This window comes from Mesocryomonas fontinalis (genome assembly GCF_055730125.2).
The window spans coordinates 300,610-320,377 of sequence record NZ_JBUZWG020000001.1 but is presented as its reverse complement, the minus strand read 5'-3'; the positions used below and the strand labels follow the sequence as shown (position 1 = coordinate 320,377).

Here is a 19,768-nt window from a genome sequence, read left to right as displayed (position 1 = left end):
GTCCCGGCGCGAAGGGTGCTTTGCGGGGAGTAGTCCGCCTGCGTCCCCCATGCCCGGGACGGCAGCTGTTAGGCTAACCGAGGCCCGCGACCCTTTTCAGAGCGCCGGCCGGGATCGCGTTTGTCGGAAAGGCTGGTCGATGGCGTTTGTTGAATTCACCTGCCGAGCGCCGTCCAACCCGCCAAGGATTGCGGCGACACCATTCTGCCCCGTCCCCGCCGGTGGCGCCTCCTGATGCGGGCGGACCGGAACGAGGCCATTCAATGGCTGAGGGCGATCGCCGCGACCGAGGTCATGGTCTGGCACTCGGACCTCGTCGCCAAGGGCTTTTCGGCGTTCTCCATCCAGACTTCCGCCTACCGGCCGCTTGGCGGCATCGGCGTCGAGGTGTTCTTCGTCGTCTCAGGCTTCCTGATGAGCTTCATCAGCCAGTCCATCCCCGGCGCGAAGCCGTTCCTGCTCGGCCGCATCCGGCGGATCTTCCCGCTCTACTGGGCCTTCACCCTCCTGGTGATCGGGGTTTACCTGATCAATCCGGACTGGCATCTCGGCGGGTTCAACCTTTCCGCCACAAGCATCGCCGGATCGCTTCTGCTTTGGCCCCAGCAAGGCTATCCGATCCTGACGGTCGGATGGACGCTCGAATACGAGATCGTCTTCTACCTGATCGTCGTCGCCTTCATCGCCACGGCGATGTCGCAGGCGCCCCGCGCGCGGGCACACTTCGGCGTCTTCCTGGCGCTGCTCGGGCTTCTCGGCGTGTGCCTGCCGGATGCGCTGCGGACCAGTCCGGTCCTCACCCACATCCTGACCCCCTATATGTTCGCCTTCGGCTTCGGCTGGCTGCTGCACAGCGCCCCGAATGCCGGGCTGAAAACCGGCGGCCCGGCATTTCTCGTCTTCGCCGTCCTGGCGGCGACCGGGCTCGCCGTCGCCGAAAACCATGACGCGGTGGTGCTGCCGCGCAGCTTGGCCGCGGGCGGTTTCGTCGCCGTGATGCTGGCCCTTCGCCCCCTCCTTGCCCGAACCGGCACCGTCAACCGGATCGTCGCCGGCATCGGCGAGGCCTCCTACAGCATCTACCTCTGCCACTGGTTCGTGCTTTCGGCGCTGGGAAAGGTTTTCGGCCGCTTCGACCTCCCAGAGGACGCCGACGTCGCGGTCCGGATCGCAGGCTGCCTGGTCGCGCTGGCCGTCGGCTGGGTCTTCTTCATCAAGCTGGAGCGACCGCTGGATCGCCGGCTGCGCGGACAGCGCAAGGCGGCGGCCGGCATGGTGCCCGCCACCTGAGAAGCCGGAGGCCGGGACCGTCCTTCGCGGGCCGTTCCCACATTGAGAGTTGCAAGAATTCCGGCCACCGTCGCGGGAGCGCAAAAAGCGGACAGATCATCGCCACGCACGATGCGCCGTCTCAAACGATGACGGCTTTGGGAGAACGACGCCGGCGCCTCGGCTTCATGGCGAGGATCATCAAAGCCGCGACGCCCTCGGCCGTCAGCACCCATTGTCCCTTCCCGTCGACCCCCAGACGATACTCCGTCCAGCCGTGGCGCACGCAGGACAATGCCGTGTGCGCGCTCGGCACGAAGATCCGATCGAACCCAGGCTGGTCGCGCAGCCCTGTCATCCAATAACGCTGTCCGGGAGTGAGCCTTGGCATGTCCCGAGTATGGCGGGTCGCGCTGGCTTTCAACGAGACGGGATAGGGCTTACCTCCTTCGCTCCCACCGCAGGCTCGCCGAGCACGCAGCTGGTCATCGCTTCGGGGGCCGGGTGCGTCGGCGGAGCCGAGGCTAGATGGGCGCTGTGGTCGCACCTCGCCGAGGCGACGCGGTGAACCTACGACCGTCGGCATCGCTGCCAAACTTGACGGCACCCACCGAAGCGCGCCACCGTGATGCGCAACCGGAAATCTGGAGACATCCTTGAGCCCTGCCGATCGACAGAATGCGCACGACACCATGATCGAGAATGGGCGCCCGCTTTGGGCATCCCTGGTGACGAAGGCCTCTGAGGCGCTGCGATCGATCGAAATCATCGATCCCGCGCGCGCGGATGAGGAGGTCGCCAGACTGAACCGCTTTGCCGAAAATGTCATGCCGCATCAGAGCCCGCAGGCCCGAAGCATTCTGACCGGCGGCACAGCCCTCGCCAGCAATCACCAGCCCTTGCTCGACGCACTTCGGTTGGAAGCCAAGACGGCGAACAATGCCGGAGCGGCCTATGCCGGACGAATCTTGAATGGCTTGGCCGCGCAGATCGATGCCGCCTATGCATCGGGCACGCTCGGTGTTGTCCTGTCCATGCGCAACCGCATCGCTGCGGCCCGGCCCCTGCAGACGAATGCCGAAGTCAGCCGGTGGTTCAACATGGCCCTGGTACCCGGCGGAGCGATCGTGTCGAACACCGGTCATATCGTTGCCTGATCGCCGGAGCGGCTCCATCGGCCACATCATGCCATCGCGCGCACTGTCGACATCGCCCGTCCGATGCCGACCGATGACGACGGCCGCACAACGCGGAGAGCAAAATTTTGGGAACGCGCTGAAGACGACCGAGCGCTCGCAAGGGCAGAGGAAGTTTCGGTCATGACGCTCAATCCCTACGACGCCGATCTGTCGAAGGTGATGGGCGAGGCCGATGGGCACCGGCAGATCATCGGTGGGCTCTGGGAGGAAATGGGTGAGCAGCAGCGCGCCTACCTGGTGAACCAGGGACTTCGCTCCAGCGACTTCCTCCTGGATATCGGCTGTGGCAGCCTGCGCGCCGGGGTGAAGCTCGTGCCTTTCCTCGACCCCGGCCACTATTACGGCATCGACCTGATGCCGGTCCTGCTCGACGAGGGCTATGCCAAGGAAATCGTCCCGCTCGGTCTGCAGGCACGGTTGCCGCGGGAAAACCTTGCAGTGGCCGACGCGTTCCAGATCCCCTTCGGGGAGACGATTTTCGACCACGCCCTGGCGCAGTCGCTGTTCAGCCATCTGCCGATCAACCATCTGCGGCTCTGCCTTGCCAACCTGCGCCCGCGCATGCGCGACGGTGGCGTCTTCCACGCGACATTCTTCACCGTCCCGGACGGGCACGCGCTGAACAAACCCTGCACGCAGGTCCCTTCGGGTGCGGAAACCATCCGCTGGGACAGCGAATTGACCAAGGCGGAGGTGACGACTTTCGGTCACAAGGATCCCTTCCACTATTACCGCCGTGACCTCGACTTTGCCGCGACTGGCCTTGGCTGGACGATCGAGGGTGTCTTCGACTGGCAGCATCCGCGCGGCCAGAAGATCGCGCGCTTCCGCGCCACGTAAAAACCCGCATGGTGCGAGCCCCTCATGCGGGGCACGCGTCGTCTATCGGATGACAGTTCCGGCAGGGCTTGCTATGGCGTCCCCGTCACAGGGGAAGCGATGATGATGGTGGATAAGGTCGGTCAGTCAGTCGGCATTCTGGTGCTCGGCATGCACCGCAGTGGAACATCGGCGCTGACCGGGGTCATCGACGAACTGGGCCTTCCCGCCGCAGGCGAATTGCTGGCCGCCGAGAGCTACAACGAGAAGGGCCTGTTCGAGAACAAGTCCGTCAACGCCTTCCACAATCGCCTGCTGGACTATCTCGGTTCGCGGTGGGACGACCCGATGCCGCTCTCCAACGGTTTCGTGGACACGGTCGCGGGACAGCGTTTCGTCGCCGAGCTCGCCGCGATCGTCCGCACCGAGCTTCTGGAAACCACGGCCATCTTCTCGGTCAAGGACCCGCGCATGTGCCGCTTCGTCCCGCTGTGGAAGGCGGCACTGGAGGCGACGGGAACCGAACCGCGCGCGATCATCGCCTTGCGCCATCCGTTGGAGGTGGCAGGTTCGCTGTCGCGGCGCGACGGCTTTCCGCGTGCCAAGAGCCTGCTTCTCTGGCTGGCGCACATGCTGAATGCCGAGCGGGAAACCCGGGCGCTCTCCCGAAGCTTCGTGTCCTACGACGCACTGCTCGAAGACTGGCGCGGCACGGCGGACCGTCTGGCGCTGGAACTCGGCATCGGCTTCCCGAAAGAACGCAGCCGCATCGAGGCGGTGGTCGACGGCTTTCTCACCGCGGACCTTCGCCATCACGCCGTTGCTGCCCAGATCGGCCGCTCGACCCGCTTCGACGCCCTGGTCGCCGATGCCTGGGATGCCTTCCAGGCGCTCGCCGTCAACCGCGACGATGGCGAGGCCATGGCCGAGCTCGACCGCATTGCCGCGACGCTTGCAGAAGCCTCGGAGGTGCTCGCCCCCTATGTCGCCTGGGAGTTCAAGGCGCTGCTCGACAGCCGCGAGCGGACCGCCCTCTTGGAAGAGATCGAGCGCGTCGTCCGGGCGCAGAATGCCGACTATTTCGCCGAGATCAGCAAGCTGACCAGCGCCGTCGATGCGGAGAAGCAGAGCGCGGCGACTGCGCTGGAGACGGAGCGCACGGCCGCGGAAAGTCAGCGCGCCGAGGACAAAGCCAAGGCGGCGCAGGCCGCCGAGAAGGCGGAGGCGACGCACCGCCAGCTGATGGCGAGCGAGCAGCGCAGCTACCGCCAGGCCATGGACAAGGTCGAGCGCGAGTTGCAGGCGCTCCGTCCGACGGCTCAGCAGGCTGCCGACCGCGCCGCCTTGTTCGAGCGCCGCACCGCCGAACTCGAGGCAGACGCGCACCGGCTGCGGCAGGAGGCGCATGCGCATGCGGTCGCCCTCAACGCCCTCGAAGGATCCACGGCCTGGCGCCTGACCGGCCCGTTCCGCCGTGCCGCCAGCGCCTTGCCTCTGTCGATGCGCTGGCAGATCCGGCGGCTCGCCAAGGCAGGCTGGTGGATGGCGACGCCTTGGCGCATGCCAGCACGTCTGCGTTTCCTGCGGGAGCGCGAACAGCGCCCGGCCGGCTTTGATGTCGCATCAGCTGTTGGAAGCACAGCGCCCCCGCCGTCGTCGTCCACCCCGTCAGGTCCGCGGCGGGCCACCAACTCGCTGCCCGCGCTCGGCCTCTTCGAGGTGCCCACGCTGCAGCCGCGCGTCTCCATGGTCACCGACAGCATCAACGAGGGCAGCCTGTTCGGCGGCGTTGCGACCGCGCTGATCTTCACGGCCCTCTTCGCCGAGCGCACCGGACGTCGCCTGCGCATTGTCACGCGCACCCAGGCTCCGGCAGCCGAGAACGTCGCTGCGGTGTTCCGGGCGCACGGCATCGCATGGACTGACAACATCGAGTTCGTCTTCGCCGACATCTCCGACGAGGACAGCCGGATCGAGACGAACGCGGACGAGATCTTCGTCACGACCTCCTGGTGGACGACCCGTGCGACGCGCCAGTCGGTCGCCGACGCGCAGATCCTCTACATCCTCCAGGAGGATGAACGCATGTTCTATCCGTTCGGCGACGACTACCTCGCCTGCGCCGAAACGCTGAGCGACCAGTCAATCGCCAAGGTGATCAATTCCGGGCTGCTGCACCGCCATCTCGTAGCGGACGGCGTGATCGACGAGGCGACGCCCTTCTTCGAGCCGTCCTTCCCGTCGCGGATCTATTTTCCCTCGCCCGACGCGGACGCCGACGGCAAGCGCAACTTCTTCTTCTATGCCCGCCCCTATAATGCGCGGAACCTCTACGATCGGGGCGTTGCCGTCATCGAGACGGCGATCGAGCGCGGCATTCTCGACCCGGCACTCTGGAACATCCATTTCGTCGGCAAGGACCTCCAGCCGATGCAGCTCGCCGGCGGCATCGAGCCGATCCTTCTGCAGAACATGGCGTGGGAAGACTACGCCGCCTTCGTCCGCTCGGTCGATCTCGCGCTGACGCTGATGTTCACGCCGCATCCGAGCTACCCGCCGCTCGACGTCGCCGCCTGCGGCGGCGTCGCGGTGACCAACCGTTTCGGCGTCAAGACCGACCTCTCCGGCTACAGCCGCTCCATCGTCTGCGTCGACAGCGAACTGGAAGCCTTGGTCGAGGGACTGCGCCAAGGCGTCGCGCAGGCGCTCGACGACGACGGACGCAGAGCGGCGCTCTCCGACAGCGGCATCGGCCGCGACTGGGCCGCCTCCTTCGCACCGGTCTTCGACCGCCTTGCCGAGAGCGCCGCCCATGTTCGTTGATCTGCCGGCGCCGATCGAGCATCAGGACCCGTGGTTCTTATCGGGCGAGACGCGGCTGCTCTCGCTGCTGCGCACCGATCTGCGCATCGCCTATCTCTACGAGCGGCCGGACAACAGCACGTTTCGGTACCGCATCCACAACATGATAGAAGTGATCGAGGCGACGTGGCCTGAGGCTTCGGCTGCAGCCTTCTTCGTTGATGACGACAAGGCTCTGCTCGACAAGGTGGCCGACAGTGCGGACATCGTCGTGATCTGCCGGGCCCGCTATTGCCAGGGCGTCAACCGCTTCGTCGTGCGCGCCAAGCGCCGCGGCATTCCCGTGGTGTTCGACGTCGACGACCTCGTCTTCGACACCGGCTATGCGCATCTCGTAATGGACTCGCTCGCCCAGAAAGGCGCGACGGAGCAGGAATGGGACTTCTGGTTCGCCTATATCGGGCGCATCGGGGCAACCTTGCGCATGTGCGACCGCGCGATCACGACCAATCCCTTTCTGGCCGCCCGCATCACCGACTTCGCGGGCGTCGAGACCGCGATCGTCCCGAACTTCATCAACCAGGCGCAGCTCGATTATTCGCGCGCCATCTGGACCGCGAAGCAGGCCTCGGGCTTCGCCCGCGACGAGCACCTGCACATCGGCTATTTCAGCGGGTCACCGACGCATATCAAGGACTTCGCCCTCGTCGAGAGCGCGCTGGTAAAGCTTCTCAAGCGGTTTCCGCAGGTTCGCATCCGCATGGTCGGCTACCTCGAACCGGCAGGACCGCTGCTCGATCATCTCGGCCGCATCGACCGCGAGCCGTTTCATGACTACGTCAACCTGCAGCGGCTGATCGGCTCGACCGAGATCAACATCGCCCCGTTGCAGGACAACCGGTTCACCAACTGCAAGTCCGAACTGAAGTACTTCGAGGCGGCGATCACCGGAACCGCGACCATCGCGACGCCGACTTCCACCTTCGCCAGCGCGATCCGGCATGGCGACAATGCCCGCCTTGCGGCAGCCCACCAGTGGGAAGAGATGATCACGGCGACGATCGAAGATCTTGAGACCCACCCGCACCTCTACCGGGAAATGGCCGAGCGCGCGGTCGCCGATGCGGATCTCCGCTACGGCTGGCACCATCAAGGCGAGGCCATCCGCAACGCTCTGGCGATCTAGAAAGAGCGCCATCTCAGATTCCCCCTGTTGCTCTTCCCAAGCACCAAGGGGTGCCGTGAGGGCACTTGAACGGCGTCAGCAGCCTTTCCAGGACGCGCCCCATGAGACAACGCTCTGCGGGCGGCACTGCGGCGCGTTGCCCACGGGGTTCTGCACGTCCTCCCCCGCGGCGGAGACAGACACTCGCCTGGCGGTGCGCGCGCCATTCTCGGACACCGACTTGCTGCCTTTCAATGACGGAGAATAACCGCTTTTAGGGCCATGCGTCCCGGACGCCTGTCTACCGTCAACGCATTGTATCTGCGCCGGATTCCCTCCTCTCTTCCGCTGCGTAACGGAGGATGAGACGAGATTTCGCGTGGGTGAATAAACGCGTTGACAGCCACGTAGTTTACTCGGAAGGCGGACTGGCACATTATGGCTTTCTTAGTGATATAAGATGCTTTTGTAATTCGATCCGGCCTGCGGATTTTGATGTCCGACGAAGAAATCTGGGCCCAACCAACATTGTCGTTCGCACTCCGCCCGAGGGCCGAGGTGCGGACTTTGGACAAGCGGAAGCCTGAGAAATGCAGAGCGCCTATCAAGCCGACAAACGGCAGGAACGTCTGGATAAAATTCGCGTCGCCGTCGTCATTCCCTATTACAACGGCTCGGGCTTCATCGAGCGCTCGGTGCGGAGTGTCCTCGAGCAGACGGTCCCGCCGGCGGAATTCATCGTCGTCGATGATGGCTCGAGCCCGGCGGAGGCCGAGCGTCTGGACGAGATCGCCGCCGAAATGGGGTTTCGGGTTCTACACAAGCAGAATGGCGGACAAGGCTCGGCCCGCAATGCCGGCGTCGCCGCCAGCAGCGCCGACTACATCTGCTTCCTCGACCAGGACGACTTCTATCTACGGAACCACATCGAGAGCCTGGTGGACGCCATGCCGGAGAACGAGCCGCATTTCGGCTGGGTCTACGGCGAACTGTTCGAGGCCGAGGGAAATGGCGAGATCGTCCGCACCAGCATCGTCGCCCGCAATTCGAAGAACCCGAAGGTCAACATTTTCGAACTGTTGTCGCGGGACATGTTCGTCCTTCCCTCCGCCTCCCTGATATCGCGCAAGGCCTTCGAGGCTGTCGGCGGATTCGACGAGCAGTTCATGGGCTATGAGGACGACGACCTCTTCCTGCGCATTTTCCGGGCGGGTTTCACCAACCACTTCACGCCCAAGCCGGTCACCGTCTGGTGCATCCACACGGAAAGCACGTCCTACGGCATCCGCATGGCGCGCTCGCGCCTGCGCTATTTCGAAAAGCTCGTTGCCGCCTTCCCGGACGATGGTGTCAAGGAACGCTTCTACATGCGCGATGCGCTGATCCCGCGGTTCAACCATCAGTTCATCAGCGAGGCGATTGCCGCGGTCGGTGCGAGCAGCGGCAAATTCGCTGTCTACCGGGACGAATACATCTCGATCGCCCAGAAATACACCGACATCGTCTGCGCGACGCCGAGCGTTTCGCGGGCGTTCAAGGCACGTGCGAGAATGCGCATGCGCCTGATCGCCAGCCCGCGCTGGCAGCGTCTCTACGAGCTTCATCCGCTGATGAGCAGGGCTCGACACGTCGGCCGTCAGCTCGCTCGGTCTTTCCGGTAGCGAAGCCGGTCCGGCAACGCGGGCCGTTGCGGCGACGTGCCGCGACGGCTCTTGTCTGCCGGCGGGGCGCGATGTGTGAAACGCCGGCGTCACAGTCTCGGCCGGGAGGAGCCCCGGCTACCGATCAGCCTTGCGCGACGGATGCCTCGTAAGCCCCGATCACGTCTTCGATCGGGCCATGCATCCGCACGCGGCCATGCTCCATCCAGAGGCCGGTGCTGCACCATTGCCGCAAGAGACCATTGGAGTGCGAGGCCATGACGAGCAGTCCGGCCTCGCCGATGAACGTCTTCAGACGCTCCTTCGCGTGCGCGTGAAAAGCCGCGTCGCCGGCGCCGATGCCCTCGTCGATCAGGAGGATTTCCGGCGTGATGGAGGTCGACACCGCGAAGGCGAGGCGCGTCGACATGCCGGTCGAATAGGTGCGCAGCGGCATGTCCAGGAATTCGCCGAGCCCCGAGGCTTCGCCGATATCGCTCGACAACCGGTCGATATCGCGCCGGGAATAGCCGAGCAGCATGCCCCGCAGGACGATGTTGTCCCAGCCGGTCGCGTCGGGGTCGAAGCCAAAACCGATATCGAACATCGAGGCGACGGAACCGTTGATCTTCAGGCGTCCGCTGGTCGGCTCATAGATGCCCGCCAGAACCCGCAGCAGCGTCGACTTACCGGCGCCGTTATGGCCGAGAAGGCCGAGGCGCTCGCCGTGCTCCAGATTGAGGCTCAGCGCGTCGATGGCCCGCACGATCGCCCGTCCGGTCGCACCGGCGCGCGGACGGATCTGCCCGCCGGTCGCCGCCGAGATGATGTTGTTCTTCAGCGACCGGTCGCTGATGTTGAAGATCGGAATGTCGACCGAGACGGCGTCGAGCTGGATGGAAGCCATGATCAAGCCCAATAGGCGATGCGCGCGCGGTAGCGGGCGAAAAACAGGAAGGCGACGGTGCCCATGCCGAGCGTGATCCCGAGGCAGGTCAGCCAGTTGCCGAGCGTGCCCGTTCCACCGAGCAGCGGATCACGCGCGATCTCGATGAAGTGGTAGAACGGATTGGCCCCGACGAAGACGGCCCGCTCGGGGATCTGGGTGGCACTCCACAGGATCGGTGTCATGAAGAACGTCACCTGAATGATGCTCGCGATGATCATCGGGATATCGCGGAACCGCGCGCAGAGCGGCCCGAGGATCATGGCGACGAAGACGCAGTTGAGGAGGATCAGCAGCAGAGCGGGGAACAGCAGCAGCGTCGTCAGTGTCGGCCAGATTCCAAAGAACAGCGCCACGAGGATGTAGATGATGAAATTGTGCCCGAAGGTGACGAACTGCATCCAGACGAACTGGAAGATGTAGACACTGTACGGCAGCTTGATCTGCCGGATCGACGGTGCCGCACTGGAGAAGACGTTGCAGGCCGCCGTGATGGAGTTGCCGATCAGCCCCCACATGATGAAGCCGATCGCGAGGAACGGCAGATAGGTGCTGATGTCCATCTTGAAGATGGTGGAGTAGAGGACGCCGAGCGCAGCGACCATGATGCCCATGGAAAGCGTCAGCCAGAGCGGACCCAGCACCGAGCGGCTGTAGTGCTTCTTGGTGTCGCGCCAGCCGAGGAACAGCCAGAGCTCGTAGAGCCCCAGACCATCGCGGATATCCTCATAGGCCGCGACGAGGCGGTCGGATCGCGAAACGCCGCTGGCGGCCGGCGAGGAAGCGTCTGCAACCATGTTCGGGGATGTCATCATGATGTGACGGGTATCCAGTTCATATCGGGCTGCTGGATACTCCGACGCTTGGGCGGTAGCAAGGCGACGCTTGCGGTCCTGCCGCGACGGTCGAACCGACGCTTTAGAGCTTCCCTTGCGGAAGAAGGCCGGTTGCGCCCCCGTGGGTGATCAGCGATCCCGCTGCGGCCACGGGGCGGCGCCGGATCGCTCTCTCGCATCGTGCGCGTGTGACACCTGCAGGGTGCATTATGCGACTCATCCGACGCGCGCGGTTGTCGGGGACTTCGGCCGGCAAGGCTGGCATTGCGCGGCAGACTGGTGAAAGGATGCCAAGGCCTCTGGAGGTTGCCTCTTCTTCGCATTCGACAGGACGGTGATATGGACAGACGGACGACACTGCTCTCAATGTTCGATGTCTCGGGTTTCGGCCTCGAGATTGGACCGAGTTACAATCCCCTGATGCGCAAGGCGGATGGGTTCAACATCGAGACGCTGGACTATGCCGACCAGGCGACGCTCGTCGCCAAATACGCCACGACCCGGAATGTCGACGTGTCCCGGATCGAGGTCGTCGACCACGTCTCCGATGGGCGACCGATGGCCGAGATTATCGGCAAGCGCCATTGCTACGATTTCATCATCGCCAGCCACGTCATCGAGCATACGCCCGATCTCGTCGGTTTCCTGGCGAACTGCGAGGAGTTGCTGACGGAGAACGGCCGGCTGATCCTTGCCGTCCCGGACAAGCGCTCCTGTTTCGACGTTTTCCAGAACCTGACGAGCACCGGCGACGTTCTCGAAGCCCACCGCCAAAGACGCACCCGCCCCGGCACCGGATCGCTGTTCGATGCCGCCGCCTATGGCGCCACGCGGGACGGACAGATCGGCTGGCAAAAGGCACAGTGCGACAAGCGCGAAATCTACCAGCCGCTCAGCGCTGCCTACAACCTCGTCAAGAAGGGCGAAACCGACCAGACGTATATCGACGTGCACGTCTGGCGCTTCGTGCCGGCTTCCTTCGAGCTCATCCTCAACGATCTCTCCGAAGGCGGGCATACCGGCCTGCGGATTTGCGAGATGCACTGCGACGATGAAATGCTGGTGTCCCTCGACCGGACAAGCACGCCCGGCAGACGCTCGCGCCTGGAACTGATGGAAGCCATCCTCGACGAGCAGGCGATCTCAAGCCTGCAGCATGCCGCTCTTCTCGTGGAGCTCGAAAGCGCAAAGGCAGAACTCGAGAGCACGAAGGCTGCGCTCGAGAGCGCGAAGGCAGAGCTGGCGCGCGTCGGAGGCGATCTGACGAGCACGCGGGACGAAACGGCGCGCCGCGACGCAGAACTTGCGGAGATGCGGTCGCAGCTCGCGGCGGCGACCAGCGAACTTCAAGGCTCGTTTGCGGCCCGCGACGACCTGGCGCGACAGCTCGATGCGCGGGACCGCGACATCGCGGCGCTTCACCGCTCCCGCTCCTGGCGCGTGACGCAGCCCCTCCGGTCCGTGTCCACCTTCCTCATACGCGATCGCTGAGGCCTCGCCCTCGCATCATCAGCGGAAGAGGTCTGGCCGGGTCTCGTTCAGGCGGCGAACCGTCTGGAGGACCTCCTGGAGATGCGCGGTCATGCCGGCGGCGGCGGTGTCGCCAGCACCCTCTTCCACCGCATCCAGAATGGCGGTGTGCTGCTGGTGGAGGTGCTGCAGGTGCCCGTCATCCGGAAGGCTGAGGTAGCGCACCCGGTCCATCTGCAGTTTCACCGCCTGCACCACGCGCCAGCTGCGGGGAAGACCGGCCTCTTCGCAAAAGCTCCGGTGGAAGTCCTCGTCGAGCGCGAGAAACCGCTCGCGGTCGCCCCGCGCCACCGCCCCGGCCTGTTCGGCAAGGTTTCGCCGGCCGGCGTCGAGGAAGGCCGCGGAAGCCCGTCCGGCCAGGCGGCGGATGACGCAGACCTCGAGCGCCTCGCGGATGAACTGCGCTTCCTCGACATCGCCCAGCCGGATCGGCGCGACGAAGCTGCCGCGCTGCGGAAGGATGTCGATCAGCCCCTCGTCGGCCAGCCGGATCAATGCCTCGCGGATCGGCGTCCGGCTGACGCTGAGTTGCTCGGCGAGATCCTTCTCGCTCAAGGCTTCCGAAGGGAGGATCGCCAGCGTGGTGATCGACCGTCGCAGCCGCTCGTAGATCTGCGGCGCGATCGGAAGCCTTGGATTTACGGGTTCGCTCGCCCAGTTCGGCAAGACCGGACCCTCTGACGTTTCCGGAGGCTGCTGGCCCGTGCTCGTCCTCATCGACAGTCCCTCGGCTTGTCCGGCATGGCGCAGGAACCCCAAAATTGGCGGGCGAAAGGGGAAAGCGTCTTTCGCGGAGAAGCCGGCGACAACCTGTCGAGCCGATTGCTGCGGCGGTCAATGCGGGCCGTCGACACCGGCAGGATGGTCCGCAACGGCTACGCAATCCCCTACTACCATGCTACCATGGCAGCCGGAGACAGCAAGCCAGGGAGCGTGGCGTGAAAATTACCGACATCAGGGCGACGACGATCACGGTCCCGCTCGAGGCGGCGCTGCGGCACAGTAACGGCACCCATTGGGGGCGGTTCGTGCGGACCATCGTCGAGGTCGACACCGATGAGGGAATCACCGGTCTCGGCGAAATGGGCGGCGGCGGCGAAAGCGCGGCGCTGGCCTTTGCCGGGCTGAAATCCTACCTCGTCGGCCACGATCCGTTCGACCTCAACCGCATGCGCTATGCCATCTGCAATCCGACGGCTTCGCTCTACAACAACCGGACGCAGCTGCATGCCGCGCTGGAGTTTGCTTGCCTCGACATCATGGGCAAGAAGCTCGGCGTGCCCGTCTATCAGCTGCTCGGGGGCCGGGTTCGTGAGACCGTCGGCTTCGCCAGCTACCTGTTCTTCCGCTATCCCGACCGGCGCACCGGCGAGGGCGAGGTTCGGACGGTCGAGCAGCTGCTGGCGCACGCCCACCAGCTGAAGGCGGAGCATGGCTTCACCGCCCACAAGCTGAAGGCCGGCGTGTTTCATCCGGACTATGAGCTGGAATGCTACCGGGCCCTCGCCGCGGAATTTCCCGAGGACACGCTGCGCTACGATCCGAACGCGGCGTTGTCCGTCGAGCAGGCACTGCGCTTCGGCCAGGCCATCGAGGGCCTGCGCAACGATTATTTCGAGGATCCGACCTGGGGCTTCGCCGGCATGCGCCGGCTGCGCGAGAAGCTGTCGATCCCGCTGGCCACGAACACCATCGTCGTCGACTTCGAGCAACTGGCGACCAACGTCCGCGATCCCGCCGTCGACGTCATCCTCCTCGACACCACCTTCTGGGGCGGCATCCGCGCCTGCATTCGGGCCGGCCAGATCTGCGACACTTTCGGCCTCGGCATCGCCGTCCACTCGTCCGGCGAGCTCGGCATCCAGCTGGCCTCCATGCTGCATCTCGGCGCCGTCCTGCCGAACCTCGTCTTCACCGCCGATGCGCACTATCACCACCTGAAGGACGACGTCATCGTCGGCGGCAAGATGGTCTACAGGGACGGCGCCATCGCGGTGCCGGAAGGCCCGGGGCTCGGCGTGACGCTCGACCGCGAGAAGCTCGGCACCTATGCCGAGCTCTACCGCTCGCTCGGCGGCTATCCCTACGACCGCGATCCCGGCCGGCCCGGCTGGTATCCGCTGCTGCCCAATTCCGATTTCGCCGACCACCGTGTCGCGATGAGCCCCGACCTCGGTCTTGGCTGACGCAAAAGCCGGTGCGGGCCGCGGTCGCCAGCGGGCAGACTGCGGCGGGAAACCTGACGGAGGGGCCGAGGGAACAGCCGTCGGCGCTCGGGGGTTAGCTTCGGAGACGTCGGCCAAACGGCTTGCGACGGACTGGGACATCGGGGCTCAAAATCGCCCTAGCCCGCCCCATCACGAAGGACATTCCATGGCCACCCCCCGCATCTTTTCCAGAAACTCGTCCACCGAGAACGACAGGGTACCGGCGGAAGGCGGCATGCCCCGCACCTCCGACACGCTGGTCGGCAGCAAGGGCTCACCCGACCCGGATTATCATCCCGAGGCGCTTGCCAACGCGGTCGCCGACAGCGAGGCCGGCGCGATCCCCGACAATGACGAAGGCGGCATCACCCCGCTGAAGCCGCGGGACTAGTCCGGAAGGACCAGCTGGGTCATCAGCCGTTCGCGCGTGGCCTGCCGAAGCTGCTTCAGGTCATCGCGGACGGAGCCTCTGCTGGATAAGACCGGTCGTACGTGAATCGCACTAGTTGGTGGCAGACCGCTCATCGGCGCGGTAGGCCGCCCGGGCGTCGGCTATCGGTGCTGCCGGATCCTCGGCTGCGTGCACGCTGAGAAGGGCGGCCGCGACTGGATCGGTCAAGGTCTCGGCGGATGAGAGCACTCGACGCTGCTGGGCCGTGTCGGGAGCGACCGGTTCCCGTGGCAGAACCAGCTCTTCCGGCGCAATCACCAGATCCTGGTTGGTGTCGAGCATCGACACGGGTCTTCTAGTGGCCGTGGCTGGGGTGATAAAGGATTCGATGCTGCTCATGTGCTCCACCGCATAGTTCCCGCATTGACCCTGCCAGAAATGGCTTGCACCGGACTGAACTGAGGGAAGCTCATGCCGCTCCCTCCTACAGCTATGCACTGGCCTCTTCGCCCACCGACATCGCACGCAGCGCGGCCAGCTACAGCAGCGGACGCCACTGACGGGCAAGCCCCCCGCGTCGCCGCCCCCTGCCGCAGCGCGCCTTTTGGCGTCGATTGCCGGCCGCATTTTCGACCGGCGTCCGCCTTTCTTCGATCCCATCATCGGCGTATCGGACGACCGCTGCCAATAAGGCGTGCTGGCGGCCCGAACCACCAACGGTCTGAAATCGCGCGGCGAAAGGACTTTGGTAACCATAAGCAGCCATGCTGAGGGTGCGATGACTGAAGTCAGCTCCGGCGTTCCCCAGCGGGTTCTCGCACATCATCCCGCTCTCGCGAGCAGAAGCCGGCGCCCCAGATGACACGACACGCAGCCCAACCCGTCCGCAAGCCCCACGCCCGGCAGTCCCTTCTGCGCTCCTGCGTGCTGATCGGCACGTTCGGCGGTGGCAGCGCGGTCATTGCGGCCCTTCTCGCCAACCCTGCCCCGCACCGATCGCCCGCCGTGCCGACAGCCGCATGGGTCGCACCGTCGTCCGTCGCCGTGGCGGCCAAGGAGGCGCGCGTCCATACCCCGAAGGTCGCCGTCGTCACGCCGCACCCGGCCGCCCGACCGCATCATCAGGAGGCGGCCGCCAGGACCGCGCGTTTGATGACCCTGACGGCGGCGATCCCACGCCCGGCAGCGCCGACATCGCCGCTGCCGCTGTCGCACCTCGCCGCCCTCGACGCCGCGGCGGCAGCCTCCTTCGTCGCACCCGTCGCCGTTCCTCTGCCGGCCCCGATCCGGGTGGCAGCCCTTGCAGTCGAGTCCCCCGTCGTCCTCGCCAGTCTCTCGGCCGCCGTGAAGGCGCCCTTGCGCCCGGAAGTCATCGAGGATCATGTCGAGACGCAGCTGCAGGAGCCGAAGCCGGAATCGGCGGTCGCCGCTTTGACGCAGGCGATCGACGATGCCGCGATCCCGCTGCCGGCGGCACGCCCCGAGCGGATCCTGCCCATCCCGCCCCGTCGCCGCGGACTGCCGAGCCCGAACGTGCTGGCTTACGCCCGGCCCGATGCCGGCGTCGAGGCCGTGCCGGAGGTCGAGGAGACGGCGCCGATGCAGGGCCTCGGCCGCGGCGTTGCGATCTACGACATCTCGGCAGCGACGGTGTACCTGCCGAATGGCGAGAAGCTCGAGGCGCATTCCGGCCTTGGCAGAATGCGCGACGATCCGAGCCAGGTGCACCAGAAGAACCGCGGACCGACCCCGCCCCACACCTATGATCTGAAGATGCGCGAGAGCCTGTTTCACGGCGTCGAGGCGATCCGACTGAACCCGATCGGCGGCCAGGGCAGGATCCACAACCGCGACGGCCTGCTCGCGCATACCTACATGCTCGGAAAAGGCGGCGATTCCAACGGCTGCGTCTCCTTCAAGGACTACAAGCGCTTCCTTTCGGCCTTCAAGCGCGGCGACGTAAAGCGGCTCGTGGTGGTCTCGAGCATGCGCTCCTCGCGTCTCGCCCGGCCGAAATCGCTGATCGCCAGCCTGTTCTCCAAGAAGAGCTGACAGTCGCGCCCGGCACCCCCGGGCGCGCCGGTCGCTACAGCACGAAGTCGACCAGCAGCTTGATGTTCAGCAGCGCGATCACGATCGCGATGGCGAAGGCCGAGATCACCAGCCAGAGCGGCGCCACCAGCGCGCCCATCTTGGCGCGGTTGGAGGTGAACATCACCAGCGGGAAGACGGCGAAGGAGAGCTGCAGGCTCAGCACCACCTGCGTCAGCACCAGCAGCTTCCCGGTGCCGGAATCGCCGTACCAGATGGTGACGCCGGCCGCCGGCACGATGGCGATGCCGCGGGTGATCAGCCGGCGCAGCCAGGGCGCCAGCTTGATGCGCAGAAAACCTTCCATGACGATCTGCCCGGCGATCGTCGCCGTCACCGTCGAGTTGATGCCGCAGCAGAGCAGCGCGACGCCGAACAGCGTCGGCGCGATGGCAAGGCCGAGCAGCGGCGCGAGCAGGCTGTGCGCCTCCCCGATCTCGGCGATCTCGGTGCGGCCGCTGGCGTAGAAGGTCGCCGCCGCCAGGATCAGGATCGCCGCGTTGATCAGCAGCGCGAACATCAGCGCGACGGTGCTGTCGATCGTCGCGTATTTCAACGCCTGGCGCTTTTCCGGGATCGTCGTGCCGATCTCGCGCGTCTGCACGATGCCCGAATGCAGATAGAGATTGTGCGGCATCACCGTCGCGCCGAGAATGCCGAGCGCGAGATAGAGCATTTCCGGATTGGTGACGATCTCGGTCGTCGGCGCGAAGCCGCGGATGACGTCGCCCCAGTTCGGATCGGCCATCGCGATCTGCACGGCGAAGCAGACGGCGATGACGCCGAGCAGCGTGATGATCAGAGCCTCGACCCAGCGGAAGCCGACCTTCTGCAGATAGAGGATCAGGAACACGTCGACCGCGGTGATGAGGACGCCGATCTCCAGCGGAATGCCGAAGATGAGGTTCAGGCCGATCGCCGTGCCGATGACCTCGGCGATGTCGGTAGCGATGATCGCCACCTCGGCCATGGCCCAGAGCATGTAGGTGACGGGTTTGGGATAGGCGTCGCGGCAGGCCTGCGCGAGGTCTCGGCCCGAGGCGATGGCGAGGCGGGCGCAGAGCGACTGCAGGACGATCGCCATGATGTTGGAGACGAGCGCCACGACCAGCAGCGTGTAGCCGAAGCGCGAGCCGCCGGCGATCGACGTCGCCCAGTTGCCGGGATCCATGTAGCCGACCGCGACGAGATAGCCGGGGCCGAGGAAGCTTGCCGCCTTGCGCCAGTTCGGCGCCCGCGGGTCGATCTTCACGCTGCGGTGGACGTCCGACAGCGATCCGTCGCCGCGATCGTGGCGCCAGCCCTTCGGGTTGGCAACCTCGGCATTCGACGTCATGGCGATCATCCTTCCAGCATGGCCCGCAGCAGCGCTTGCCCCCCTTCGCCCGCCCGGAACCATGACGACGACGCCACGGCCGGGGGGAAAGGGGGCTCATTGGCGACAATCTATGCACCGGCATTAAAGTTTGTCCAGTGACAAACTTTGCGTCTCGGACAGTGTCCGCTTATGCAGGAACAGGGAACGCAGGAGAGGACCACGGATGGCGGGCGAGGACGAACCAGTGCGCACTGTCGCCGTGACACGCCTTGCCGCGCGTTTCGCCCGGGTTCGCGAGGCGCACCAGTCCGAGCTGGCCGAGGACTATGTCGAGATGATCGACGATCTTATCGTCCGGCACGGCGAAGCCCGCGCGGCGGACCTCGCGGAATGCTTCGGCGTCTCGCCCGGCACGGTCGCGCGCACGGTGCAGCGGTTGGTGCGCGACGGTCTGGCGGCGAGCGAGCCGTACCGCGCGATCTTCCTCACCGAGAAAGGCAAGGCGATCGCCGCCGAGGCCCGCACCCGCCATCATCTCGTCCATGATTTCCTGATTGCGCTCGGCGTCAGCCCGGAGGCTGCCGAGCTCGACGCCGAGGGCATCGAGCACCATGTCGGGCCGGAAACGCTCGCCGCCTTCCGCCGCCATCTCGGGCGCTAGCCCCGCCGGCTGACGGACGAGCGCTCAGCCATCACAGTTTCAACGAACACGACACCCGCTGACGCCAGGCGCCGTCGACACGGCATCTCGGCTTGTCAGAACTCCTCCTCGATCAGGCCAGCCCCCGCCCCTGCCCCGCGCAGTGCGAACAAAGCGAGCTCGCGGGCGATATCGTTCGGTGCGCCGGTGTCGTTCGCCGGCCAGAACACGGGCGCATCGATCACGGCCATCAGCGCGCCGATCGACACCGGAGCGGGGATCGGCGAGACGAGGTCACCCTCGGCGACCGCCGCCGCCAGCGTCTCGCCGAACAGCACGGCATAGCGGGCGCGCTCGGCGTCCAGTTCCGCCGTCACCGCTGAACTACCGGCCAGAGTACCGCCCCGCCCGCGATAGCCATGCAGCATCGCCTGATGCACGGCCGGGTGTTCCAGCACCATGCGGACATGCGCCTCGATCATCCGGCGCAGCCGGCTGAAAGCCCGGTCGCGTGCGCTCGCCTCGGGCGCGACCGCCGCAAGAGCCAGGGCGAACCCGCGCCGGCAGACGTCGCCGTACAGATCGTCCTTGGACCGGTAGTGGTGGTAGACGAGGCCCTTCGTCGCGCCCATCCGGCGCGCCAGGGCATCGATCGACGTCCGCTCGAAACCTTCCTCGCGGAACGCCGACGCCGCGGCCGTGAGAAGCGCGTCGCGCGAGACCGCCCCGGTATCGCTGACCGTCTCGCGCCGGCCCTCGGCAAAGCGACTGTGCCGCGCAGAGCGCATAAGCTGCCGGCTGCCGCCGGGGCCAGGGGGAGAAGCCGGTTGATCCGCCATCGCGCGTGCTCCTGATGTCAGCTTCTCCAGCTGGACATACGGAGCGGTATGCTGTCAATTTCGGAAAGGCCGCCCC

Annotated in this window: 18 protein-coding genes; 11 read left to right on the top strand and 7 right to left on the bottom strand. The window is 65.7% G+C overall.

Features of this window, described 5'->3' with window-relative positions:
- The first annotated feature begins 234 nt into the window (after positions 1–234).
- Positions 235–1,290 (top strand): acyltransferase family protein, encoded by a 1,056-nt coding sequence (locus ACZL02_RS01500; RefSeq protein ID WP_472938432.1) that lies wholly within the window; start codon positions 235–237, stop codon positions 1,288–1,290.
- 121 nt (positions 1,291–1,411) lie between these two features.
- On the opposite strand, the gene ACZL02_RS01495 is transcribed toward ACZL02_RS01500, so the two are convergent.
- Positions 1,412–1,627 carry a hypothetical protein gene (locus ACZL02_RS01495; RefSeq protein WP_472938431.1) on the bottom strand — a complete coding sequence of 72 codons (216 nt, stop codon included), beginning with the start codon at positions 1,625–1,627 and terminating at the stop codon, positions 1,412–1,414.
- Positions 1,628–1,925: 298 nt separating this feature from the next.
- Here ACZL02_RS01495 and ACZL02_RS01490 point away from each other — a divergent pair, with 298 nt between their 5' ends.
- From ACZL02_RS01490 to ACZL02_RS01470, 5 genes are all read left to right on the top strand, one after another.
- A complete protein-coding gene (locus ACZL02_RS01490) occupies positions 1,926–2,426 on the top strand; it encodes a hypothetical protein (protein ID WP_472938430.1) in 501 nt (166 codons plus the stop codon).
- A 162-nt stretch (positions 2,427–2,588) separates the two neighbouring features.
- Entirely contained in the window at positions 2,589–3,308 is a 720-nt protein-coding gene (locus ACZL02_RS01485) for a class I SAM-dependent methyltransferase (protein ID WP_472938429.1), read from the top strand.
- 102 nt (positions 3,309–3,410) lie between these two features.
- Entirely contained in the window at positions 3,411–6,110 is a 2,700-nt protein-coding gene (locus tag ACZL02_RS01480; RefSeq protein ID WP_472938428.1) for a rhamnosyltransferase WsaF family glycosyltransferase, read from the top strand.
- A complete protein-coding gene (locus ACZL02_RS01475) occupies positions 6,100–7,275 on the top strand; it encodes a glycosyltransferase (RefSeq protein ID WP_472938427.1) in 1,176 nt (391 codons plus the stop codon). Before ACZL02_RS01480 ends, ACZL02_RS01475 begins: the two co-directional genes overlap by 11 nt.
- A gap of 569 nt (positions 7,276–7,844) precedes the next feature.
- Positions 7,845–8,915: a glycosyltransferase family 2 protein gene (locus tag ACZL02_RS01470; RefSeq protein ID WP_472938426.1), complete on the top strand. Its 1,071-nt coding sequence runs from the start codon at positions 7,845–7,847 to the stop codon at positions 8,913–8,915.
- Positions 8,916–9,039: 124 nt separating this feature from the next.
- Here the strand turns inward: ACZL02_RS01470 and ACZL02_RS01465 are convergent, their stop codons facing one another.
- Both ACZL02_RS01465 and ACZL02_RS01460 read right to left on the bottom strand, forming a co-directional pair.
- Positions 9,040–9,801, bottom strand: coding sequence for an ABC transporter ATP-binding protein (locus ACZL02_RS01465; protein WP_472938425.1), 762 nt, complete (start codon positions 9,799–9,801; stop codon positions 9,040–9,042).
- A gap of 2 nt (positions 9,802–9,803) precedes the next feature.
- Positions 9,804–10,655 (bottom strand): ABC transporter permease, encoded by an 852-nt coding sequence (locus tag ACZL02_RS01460; RefSeq protein WP_472938424.1) that lies wholly within the window; start codon positions 10,653–10,655, stop codon positions 9,804–9,806.
- A 360-nt stretch (positions 10,656–11,015) separates the two neighbouring features.
- Here ACZL02_RS01460 and ACZL02_RS01455 point away from each other — a divergent pair, with 360 nt between their 5' ends.
- Complete coding sequence (locus ACZL02_RS01455; protein ID WP_472938423.1) at positions 11,016–12,167, top strand: methyltransferase domain-containing protein; 1,152 nt, start codon at positions 11,016–11,018, stop codon at positions 12,165–12,167.
- Between the two features lie 18 nt (positions 12,168–12,185).
- Here the strand turns inward: ACZL02_RS01455 and ACZL02_RS01450 are convergent, their stop codons facing one another.
- A complete protein-coding gene (locus ACZL02_RS01450; RefSeq protein WP_472938422.1) occupies positions 12,186–12,923 on the bottom strand; it encodes a GntR family transcriptional regulator in 738 nt (245 codons plus the stop codon).
- 221 nt (positions 12,924–13,144) lie between these two features.
- Here ACZL02_RS01450 and ACZL02_RS01445 point away from each other — a divergent pair, with 221 nt between their 5' ends.
- Positions 13,145–14,392: an enolase C-terminal domain-like protein gene (locus ACZL02_RS01445; protein WP_472938421.1), complete on the top strand. Its 1,248-nt coding sequence runs from the start codon at positions 13,145–13,147 to the stop codon at positions 14,390–14,392.
- Between the two features lie 187 nt (positions 14,393–14,579).
- Positions 14,580–14,804, top strand: a complete 225-nt coding sequence (locus ACZL02_RS01440; protein WP_472938420.1) for a hypothetical protein — start codon at positions 14,580–14,582, stop codon at positions 14,802–14,804.
- A 111-nt stretch (positions 14,805–14,915) separates the two neighbouring features.
- On the opposite strand, the gene ACZL02_RS01435 is transcribed toward ACZL02_RS01440, so the two are convergent.
- Positions 14,916–15,203 carry a hypothetical protein gene (locus ACZL02_RS01435; protein WP_472938419.1) on the bottom strand — a complete coding sequence of 96 codons (288 nt, stop codon included), beginning with the start codon at positions 15,201–15,203 and terminating at the stop codon, positions 14,916–14,918.
- 459 nt (positions 15,204–15,662) lie between these two features.
- Between ACZL02_RS01435 and ACZL02_RS01430 the strand changes: the two genes are divergently transcribed.
- The gene (locus ACZL02_RS01430) at positions 15,663–16,856 is read left to right on the top strand and encodes a DUF2778 domain-containing protein (RefSeq protein WP_472938418.1); all 1,194 of its coding nucleotides are present in this window, start codon (positions 15,663–15,665) and stop codon (positions 16,854–16,856) included.
- A gap of 34 nt (positions 16,857–16,890) precedes the next feature.
- On the opposite strand, the gene ACZL02_RS01425 is transcribed toward ACZL02_RS01430, so the two are convergent.
- Positions 16,891–18,231, bottom strand: coding sequence for an Nramp family divalent metal transporter (locus ACZL02_RS01425; RefSeq protein WP_472938417.1), 1,341 nt, complete (start codon positions 18,229–18,231; stop codon positions 16,891–16,893).
- A gap of 205 nt (positions 18,232–18,436) precedes the next feature.
- On the opposite strand from ACZL02_RS01425, the gene mntR reads away from it, so the two are divergent.
- On the top strand, positions 18,437–18,874 hold the full coding sequence (gene mntR / locus ACZL02_RS01420) for a manganese-binding transcriptional regulator MntR (RefSeq protein WP_472938416.1): 438 nt from the start codon (positions 18,437–18,439) through the stop codon (positions 18,872–18,874).
- A 95-nt stretch (positions 18,875–18,969) separates the two neighbouring features.
- Here mntR and ACZL02_RS01415 read toward each other — a convergent pair whose 3' ends face one another.
- Positions 18,970–19,692 carry a TetR/AcrR family transcriptional regulator gene (locus ACZL02_RS01415; protein ID WP_472938415.1) on the bottom strand — a complete coding sequence of 241 codons (723 nt, stop codon included), beginning with the start codon at positions 19,690–19,692 and terminating at the stop codon, positions 18,970–18,972.
- Positions 19,693–19,768 lie beyond the last annotated feature (76 nt).

Bases quoted from the DNA above. Each gene is read 5' to 3' on its own strand.
- ACZL02_RS01500 (WP_472938432.1), top strand. From the start codon at position 235: ATGCGGGCGGACCGGAACGAGGCCATTCAATGGCTGAGGGCGATCGCC.
- ACZL02_RS01495 (WP_472938431.1), bottom strand. From the start codon at position 1,627: ATGACAGGGCTGCGCGACCAGCCTGGGTTCGATCGGATCTTCGTGCCG.
- ACZL02_RS01485 (WP_472938429.1), top strand. From the start codon at position 2,589: ATGACGCTCAATCCCTACGACGCCGATCTGTCGAAGGTGATGGGCGAG.
- ACZL02_RS01480 (WP_472938428.1), top strand. From the start codon at position 3,411: ATGATGGTGGATAAGGTCGGTCAGTCAGTCGGCATTCTGGTGCTCGGC.
- ACZL02_RS01475 (WP_472938427.1), top strand. From the start codon at position 6,100: ATGTTCGTTGATCTGCCGGCGCCGATCGAGCATCAGGACCCGTGGTTC.
- ACZL02_RS01470 (WP_472938426.1), top strand. From the start codon at position 7,845: ATGCAGAGCGCCTATCAAGCCGACAAACGGCAGGAACGTCTGGATAAA.
- ACZL02_RS01465 (WP_472938425.1), bottom strand. From the start codon at position 9,801: ATGGCTTCCATCCAGCTCGACGCCGTCTCGGTCGACATTCCGATCTTC.
- ACZL02_RS01460 (WP_472938424.1), bottom strand. From the start codon at position 10,655: ATGATGACATCCCCGAACATGGTTGCAGACGCTTCCTCGCCGGCCGCC.
- ACZL02_RS01455 (WP_472938423.1), top strand. From the start codon at position 11,016: ATGGACAGACGGACGACACTGCTCTCAATGTTCGATGTCTCGGGTTTC.
- ACZL02_RS01450 (WP_472938422.1), bottom strand. From the start codon at position 12,923: ATGAGGACGAGCACGGGCCAGCAGCCTCCGGAAACGTCAGAGGGTCCG.
- ACZL02_RS01440 (WP_472938420.1), top strand. From the start codon at position 14,580: ATGGCCACCCCCCGCATCTTTTCCAGAAACTCGTCCACCGAGAACGAC.
- ACZL02_RS01435 (WP_472938419.1), bottom strand. From the start codon at position 15,203: ATGAGCAGCATCGAATCCTTTATCACCCCAGCCACGGCCACTAGAAGA.
- ACZL02_RS01430 (WP_472938418.1), top strand. From the start codon at position 15,663: ATGACACGACACGCAGCCCAACCCGTCCGCAAGCCCCACGCCCGGCAG.
- ACZL02_RS01425 (WP_472938417.1), bottom strand. From the start codon at position 18,231: ATGACGTCGAATGCCGAGGTTGCCAACCCGAAGGGCTGGCGCCACGAT.
- mntR (WP_472938416.1), top strand. From the start codon at position 18,437: ATGGCGGGCGAGGACGAACCAGTGCGCACTGTCGCCGTGACACGCCTT.
- ACZL02_RS01415 (WP_472938415.1), bottom strand. From the start codon at position 19,692: ATGGCGGATCAACCGGCTTCTCCCCCTGGCCCCGGCGGCAGCCGGCAG.